At 42.6% G+C, this 7,980-nt stretch carries 5 protein-coding genes; 2 read left to right on the forward strand and 3 right to left on the reverse strand.

Going from position 1 to position 7,980, the window contains the following annotated elements; all coding sequences use genetic code 11:
* The first annotated feature begins 339 nt into the window (after positions 1 to 339).
* The gene (locus A136_RS09965; protein ID WP_017065460.1) at positions 340 to 966 is read left to right on the forward strand and encodes a hypothetical protein; all 627 of its coding nucleotides are present in this window, start codon (positions 340 to 342) and stop codon (positions 964 to 966) included.
* A gap of 11 nt (positions 967 to 977) precedes the next feature.
* Here the strand turns inward: A136_RS09965 and A136_RS09970 are convergent, their stop codons facing one another.
* The gene (locus A136_RS09970; RefSeq protein ID WP_017059083.1) at positions 978 to 1,433 is read right to left on the reverse strand and encodes an Lrp/AsnC family transcriptional regulator; all 456 of its coding nucleotides are present in this window, start codon (positions 1,431 to 1,433) and stop codon (positions 978 to 980) included.
* Positions 1,434 to 1,575: 142 nt separating this feature from the next.
* On the opposite strand from A136_RS09970, the gene A136_RS09975 reads away from it, so the two are divergent.
* Entirely contained in the window at positions 1,576 to 3,387 is a 1,812-nt protein-coding gene (locus A136_RS09975; RefSeq protein ID WP_017065461.1) for a PLP-dependent transferase, read from the forward strand.
* A 300-nt stretch (positions 3,388 to 3,687) separates the two neighbouring features.
* Here the strand turns inward: A136_RS09975 and A136_RS09980 are convergent, their stop codons facing one another.
* Together A136_RS09980 and A136_RS09985 are read right to left on the reverse strand one after the other, a co-directional pair.
* On the reverse strand, positions 3,688 to 4,251 hold the full coding sequence (locus tag A136_RS09980; protein ID WP_017065462.1) for a LysR substrate-binding domain-containing protein: 564 nt from the start codon (positions 4,249 to 4,251) through the stop codon (positions 3,688 to 3,690).
* Between the two features lie 104 nt (positions 4,252 to 4,355).
* Positions 4,356 to 7,484 (reverse strand): HD domain-containing phosphohydrolase, encoded by a 3,129-nt coding sequence (locus A136_RS09985; RefSeq protein ID WP_029235309.1) that lies wholly within the window; start codon positions 7,482 to 7,484, stop codon positions 4,356 to 4,358.
* Between the last annotated feature and the right edge of the window lie 496 nt (positions 7,485 to 7,980).

Here is a 7,980-nt window from a genome sequence, read left to right on the forward strand (position 1 = left end):
CAGTATCTTTTGAGCTATTTGTTATATCAAAGTACAAAAATTAGATGACAGTCCGATAAAACGATCACTTCGAATCGATTCCCATCGCTTTGGTTTGTTTTACTGAATCAATCAACACGAGGTTGATGTAAGTGATTAAGTCAGTGAAGTCGGGTGTGATGATTGTTTGTTTTTAGGGAGGCTCTAAATCGAAGTTGGGCACATCAGAGCTAGGCCTATTTACCGCAGATATGGACAAGTACGTTTCAATGCAAAACGATTGATTTTACTCTGGTATAATCTTGTCCTTAGGGGCCGCCATAGCGTTATCAAAACCTTCTTGATGAGAGATAAGAATAGATGTTGAAACTTTTGCGTCAGATAAAAAAATGGAAACTTGTAACGTTTGGCTTACTGATGCTCATTGCCGCTTTTTTTATCTACAACCAGTTCGGGAACCGTATGTCCCGTGTCGACGAGGCAAAATTTCTAATCGGCCAGCTGAATACTGTTTTGGATGCCGCTGAGCAATATTCTCGTGATAATGGCTCTCTGCCTCCTATTGCTTCCGATACCGATACGAACTTCGGCTACTTAAACATCAATCACTTAATTGCAAATCCGGGCTTATCCACATGGAAAGGGCCGTACCTACCTTATGAAGATACATGGATAGGTGGCGATCAGTACATCGACCACCCAGATTACATAGCAACGCAATTACTGCTTAAGGAAAAGGATAGTCTTTGGATAAGAGGAAGCTCCGAGACAGGTTGCGAATCGTCATCATCCACTTGCTCTGTTGCAGCTTGTATCTGGTTGGTACCAACAAAAGTCGCACAAGAAATTAATAAGATTGTGGACGGCAGTTCGAGTATAGAAAGCTCAGATGCGACAGGAAAAATACGTTACGAAAAAGCTTTTGGTGGCGCTCTTATCTGTATGATTGGAGATGATTATCCAATGCCTTCAGCACAGACAAATTAAGTCGTTTCTAATTACCTCACTGGCAACTTGGTCTTAGTTTTTACCTGACCGAAGGCGAAGCTGGATTCAATAGAAGCAATATTAGGCAGGCGAGTTAGTTGTTTACGGATGAACTGCTCGTAGCTTTTTAGCGATTCACTGACTACATGCAATAGGTAGTCGTGATTGCCCGTCATCAGAAAACACTCTAACACCTCGTCAATCACTTCAATGTGCTGCTCAAAGTCTCGCATGTTCTCTTCTGTCGGCTTTTCAAGTTTCACCAACACAAACACATTGACTGGCAGGCCACACGCTTCTTGGTCGACACTGGCGTGGTAACCACGAATTATCCCTTGTTTCTCTAATGCTCGAACTCGGCGTAAGCAAGGAGAGGGCGACAGTGCTACTCGATCGGCCAACTCTTGATTAGACAGCCGAGCGTTGTTTTGCAGTTCAGCCAGTATTTTCTTGTCGATCTCGTCCATTGGCATAATCCATCAATATTGAATTTAGTTTGGCAATATTATTGCTCAAAGTGTATGTCTTACTTCGCAAATAGCAATTTTTAACATCTGCCCAAAACTAAAATTAAAGAAGGAACAACAAGCATGGAATGACTTAGGAATTATGAATACTTCAACTCAACTTAGCCCGCTGCGTAAAACCACCAAACACGAACAAGCAGAAGCTCTTGCCGTTGAGCAAGCAAAGCATTTTGGTATCGACCCAAATAGCGATTACGGCATCACGCTGATTGAACTGGCGACGACACTGTACCAAGCCAATACCAAGACACACGATCTTTGGGCATTGACGGTTGATGGACTTTCAGAGCTCGATAAAAGTGACCGAATCGCTTGGTTTAACGCCAAACGTTTTTTGTCATTCCAGATCGCTAAGATCCTCGATAATCTGCAAAACCCAATGCGCGCCACTTACCAGTCTATTGCCACCAATAATGGTAATTTTGCGTCTAAAGGTGCGTATCCAATTTTCGATAATGTCGCTGCTATATTTTCTGCAAGCCCTGTGATTACACGTACCGCGACCTATTTGTTTGCGTGTACAGAATGGATTGAAGATGCGTTTAACGGTAAAGAGCCGTTGCACGATATATATTCTCGACTGCTTAACCCTACATCGATTTCACTGGCTAACCATATGGTTGATATCGAGGCAGGCTCTAGAGCCAACGAATACCTCGCATGGAACTTTAACTCGGGTATGGCGGCTATTGATGGGTTGTTGAGCCACTTGCTCGGGCATGAAGACATTGTTTTGGCTTCACGCAATATCTACGGTGGTTCTTACCAGCTGTTGGAAGATTGGTTTGGAAAACCTTCTAATCTGAATGTCGCGGTAGAGTGGGTGGATGGTTACTCCGGTGATGAGTTTGCGACGCGCCTTGATGAGGTTGCTGATAAATACGCAGATCGCATCGCTGCAGGTAAGAAAATCTACGTTTACCTAGAGTCACCGTGTAACCCGCATGGATACGTGTTGGATGTTGCTAGCATCAGTAAAGCTGGTCACTCTCGTGGTTGGGATGTGATTGTTGACTCAACAGTGGGTACACCATTGTTGCACCCAGTACTAAAACGTGACGATGTGATGGAAAGACCAGATTATGTGATTCACTCCTACACCAAAGAACTGGCGGGTTCTGGCACCACAACTGCTGGGGCTGTGATTGGTCGCAATGAGACTATGTTTGTGCCAAAAGGAGAGGAGGTCACTTTCACCAAGCCCAACGGTGATGAGGCCAAAATCCTATGGAACGAAACGCTGTTTTGGAATGTGTACTACATTAAGGGTGCATTCCTAGATGCAGATAAAGCGTTTGAAGTGCTCAATGGTATGAAAACGTATGAGATGCGAGTGGTGCAGAAAACGATTAACACCCTGACTCTGGCAAAGATCTTTGATGCTCACCCAGACATCAATGTGTCGTGTCCTGCTTTGCCAGATAGTGATAACTATGAACACTGCCAGAACAACATGTACTTGGGGCTACCAGCGGCGCTTTTCACTATCGATATGGAAGGCAATGGCGACCGTGCTCCAATCAATCGAGATGGCTTCAAACAGTTCTTCGACATGCTTGAGCCCGCTATCGGCATGCAAGTAAGTTTAGGGCAAACCAATACAGTGGCGCTGTGTCCAGCACTGACTACGCACTCAGAACTCAGTGATGAAGCGCTCAATGAAGCCGGTATCAAACCGACGACAATGCGTATCTCTATTGGCTTGGAAGATCCTCGAATGTTCATTGCTCATATTGTCGAGGCGGCTAAATTGTCGATTGACCGCAACCACGTAGATTTCTCATCCAGCTTCCCGAGTGGTGACAATATCGATGAAATCTATATGCAAACTTATATGGATGTACACCAGAAGTTTGTGAAAAGCTTGCCGAAGTTCAGTCAGCTGAGTCAGTAACTTAGGTCAGTAAGGAAAGCTAACAAGAGAAGTCAGCGAAGTAGGTTAGCTGTAAACGTTAAATGAAAAACGTAAGGCCTCGCATGTACGAGGCCTTTTGGTTTTCGAGTAATAACATAAACCAATCTAGAATAAATCTTAGAAAAATGCATCGATGAATCACCTAATAGCCTTTAACTCGTAGAATATGGGTAATTCATTTCTTATAACATAAGGCAAATATGAGTGGAAAAAGTAGTTTTTTGGACAACACTGATGTTGAGCACTTTTTCCACTCAATGAAGCTGCAATTAACGTTGGCTAGGGTCCTTTAATTAAAGACGCTATCGCCCCAAAACTCGGCGCACTAGCCACGATTTTTCTCTTCACTCCTCGTTTTTTAAGTATTGTGTCTATCTCGGTTTGGTAAGAATGCTCAAAAGACATGATGGCGTGAGGTTTGGAGCAATATTGCTCTATCGTTGTTGGCGGTGTTTGCTTTTGAGGATTGTAAAAACCGACCTCTTGGTCAGAAAACAACTTAGTTTGAATTAAATCCGACTCGTTACTCGTTAGTTCAGGTGACAAAACAAAATCTACATCGCCAGACCGAAATAATGAAGCCCACTGAAGTTGAGTTCTGGCTGGAGCTATGTGCAGCGAACTCATCGGCGCTGCTTTTTGGAAATCATGAAACATAGGTTTTATAACGGTTTCTATTTCATAGTCGTTAGCCGCGATGGAAAAAACTTTATCATCTATTAGTGGGTTGTGTTGTTGTGAGCTTGCGAAGGCTTGCATCGCTATTACGATTTCTCTGGCTTTTTCAATAAGTTCTCCCGCCTTTGGCGTAGGCGCGATGCCTCTTCCTGAAGTGACAAACAATTCATCTTTTATGGATCAGGTCGCTGCTTTAAGTATTGCGCTGATTATACATCACCTTTGAATTGGGTAGCTAAATTTACTATGCCACTAGACACCTTTTCGGTTTAGTCAGATCGATATTTTTGAATGTCGACCTCGTCAACATGTGCTTCCGGCATAAATTTCTTCGCGTAGTCGAGGTACACTCCGCTCTCCAAGAACAGTAAGAATAAGTCCATATCCAAATGCTCATCCACTGCCATTTGATACATTATATCGATAGCGATACTCACAGGCTTCGCTTTCTTGTATGGCCGGTCTCCTGCGGTTAACGCTTCAAATATGTCTGCAATCACCAATATACGTTCTGGTATCGATAAATCCTCGGCATTCAATTTCCGTGGATAACCGTTACCTTTGAGTGTTTCATGGTGCGTGGAAGCATAGCGCGGTACATTGCTCAGTTCAGGTGGAAATGGCAAAGCTTCAAGCATTCTTATCCCACTAATCATATGCTCATTGATTTTGAAACGATCCTCAGGTGTCAAAGTCCCACGTGAAATCGTTAGATTGTATACCTCACCCATGTTGTATTGATGCTCAGGAACTTGCATTTGGATGCCATGCTCAGGTTCGAATTCGACGGGTCGCACACGTCTAATGATGTGCTCAGGTTTATCTTCTAGCAGTTTTTCCATGACTGGTAGAGACGAATCCTGTTCGGGTTTGTTCATTTCTTCAAATGGCGACAAACCCAAGCGATCGTCAAAGTAACGTAACCATGTTTTCTCAGCAATTTGCTTAATTCGGGCAACTTTATCTTCACTCATGAATTCACCACCGATGTTAGCCTTGGCAAGGAACTCAAAGTCATCGTTCAACTGGCGTACTTTTTCTTTAAACTCGGCATTTGCTTTATCCTTACTTACCTCACTGTGCAATAACACGTTTAAGTAATCGATTTCTGCATCTCTCCGTAGGACTTCAAACCGAGTTCGAATTTCATTGATTCGGTTGTAGTTCGCTTCAAGTTTAGTGCCCTTATCAACAATATGTTCTGGCGTCGTAATTTTTCCGCAGTCATGCAACCAGGCAGCAATACGAAACTCTCTTCGTTCGGCATCATTTTGGAAAGCAAAGTCTTTGAACTTACCGCTTTGGCATTTCTCAGCTGCACTTGCCAGCATCATGCCAATTTCTGGAACGCGATTACAGTGTCCTGCTGTGTACGGTGACTTATCATCGATCGCTTGAGCAATAAGGCGAATAAACGCTTCGATGAATTCTTCTTGTTGTTTTTCGTGCAATTGAATCTCAGCCATCATTTCCATCATGGCTTCGGAAAGTTCATCAATTTCTTTGACTCTGGTTGTCATTGGCCAAACTTGATCAAAGTTGCGTGCACGAATCTTCTTAGTTCTTGCTTTAAGTGCATAGATTGATCGAGTCATCGGTTTACCCAGTCGCCACGCGAGAGGAAAAAGACCTAACATCAACAATGTACTAATGAATAAAGAGTTGAACAAACGTTTGTTGACGGCACTGGTTATGATTTTTTCTGGGATAATGACGGAAAAGTAATCGTCACTACCGACTGAGCTCGATATAGGTGTTATGTAAGCAAAATAGTTTTTCCCTTCAATACTTTGTCTCACAATAGTATTGTAGTTGGACGTATCTTTCACCAGCTGAAGCACTTCTGGGTAGGGTAGGAATGTGCCACGCCAGTGATTAGATTCTAGCCATTTTTGTTCTAAAGCATCTCGTTGAACAGGCGTAATAGACTCTATGGCAAGATTGAGTACATCTAATAATCCAGCATATTTTTGGTTTATGTACATGTGATAAGAAGCCGGGGGAGCATCCAACTTTCTTACCGTTATTGCTGATGTGTTGTCTAAACTATTAAGCTCATCTAGCGTTAGGAATGAATCGACCAAGTATGGCACTTCGCCTTTCTCTAACGCATCTTTTGCGTCGCTTAAGCTTTTGAATTCAACAATGTTCAATCCTGAATAATTAGCTTGCAACCACTCTTTCATACCAAACCCGAAAACTACTCCCACTTTGGCTGTAACGTTTTCCAGTGAAACAGGCATGGAACGCTGTTTTTTACCTGCAATCGCTAATTTCGTTGAGTACATTGGTGCACTTCGCTCGCCATATAGCGGCACTTCACCAGACACCGAGTGCAAAACATCGATAGTGCCTCTTAAGTATCTTTCGGACAGCGAGTTCGATTCAAAACCATTAATAAAATCGAATTTTAAACCAGTTTTTTGCGACAAAATTTCAATTAAATCAATAGCAAAACCTTGCGGTTCACCAGCTTGAGAAAAATCGTAAGGTCCCCAGTCATTTTGGTTAGAAACCAATAAGGCTGGAGTGTTCATTACTAGCGCACGTTGTGGTTCGGTAAGAGTTAACGGTGCAGATTCAGGAATTTCAATATCGCGCTCTAGGTAAATATTTGACGCAACCACTTCACCTTTATGATTGAAAATAAACGATTCAACACCACTCTCTAAACTCATTCCTAATGCGGTTGCTGCGATTTTCTCATTGAGTGTCGAAAGCTTAACATCAATTCCGATAACATCCTCGCCGCTACGAATCGAATAACTTTGGCCTGTCACCTTCATATTCTTGAACAGGTAAGGTTCCGTTTTATTAACTTGGGTTTCAACTGCTTCGACAAACCATGGTCTTCGAGTAGGGTAAAAGGACGTTTTGCTTACTACCGTTCGATTAACCTTAAAGTCGCTATCAACATAGGAAACGAGCATCTGTCGATCAGTGCCGGTGCCTTTCGCTTTTGCGATAGCCCAACGGTCATTGCTATCCGCACTCATTTTGTTTCGGATGGTGACTGAATTTTTGAGGTTAATGATCTGAAAGAAGTCTTCGTTCTCACTGCCCACATACAAGCTTTGGATAAAAGGATTTTCGCTCAGAATTTGCGCAAACAACTGTAGAATTTCTTTCTCTGAAAAGTCATTATCAGACATAGAAAGGAAGCTCTTTAGCATTTTTGTACTACTGATCGCATTGCTGTCGACTTGGTGAATATATTCACTCACATCTGCAGTTGCTACGCTCAACCTTGAGATGACGTGCTCCTGAGACATTTTCTGCCCAAAATAATGCATCATAACCATGGCAAAAATCGCTGTAAGCGCAGTTACTAACATGAACATGCTGCTCACTATAAACTTGATTGAATATGTGCTTTTTAGCGAAGCGCTACGTTTCATTTTTATGCCCCAGCGTGGTCATTTACTATCAAATTGTATATTACCATCTTCTAAATAAGGCGGCTTTATGTGCCCCCTAAAAGGGGAGGTTTGTTCAGTCTCGCGCTAGTTGTTACTGCTTTACGCATTGTTACTTGTATTTATGGTGGACATTACGTCGCATGATGTCTTCGTTAAGTCATACGAGATCAACAAAATTACTTCGCTGCCAAAAGCGGTTGTTAGATGGGCGACTCTCGTTACCAAGTGACGCCTCCCAGGGAACTGATCTTCAAACTTTCACTTCACTAGGATCAAGTTTAGACAAAGGTATCGTTCAATACCCAGCAACTTATAAAGCAGCTTGAGTAGCTTCGTTCCCTGAGTTACTAGCTAGCCTTTTGGTTTCCCTTGGCCAAATATTCTTGGTTTGAGAATTAGATAGTGTGCATTTCAGGTTTTCACGCTAGACATCATTTATGCGTGGAGTGACCTCAAATTCTTTGATGTATTATTC

Origin of the sequence: Vibrio crassostreae 9ZC13 (assembly GCF_000272045.2) — a bacterium.
Taxonomy (GTDB): Bacteria; Pseudomonadota; Gammaproteobacteria; order Enterobacterales; family Vibrionaceae; genus Vibrio; species Vibrio crassostreae_C.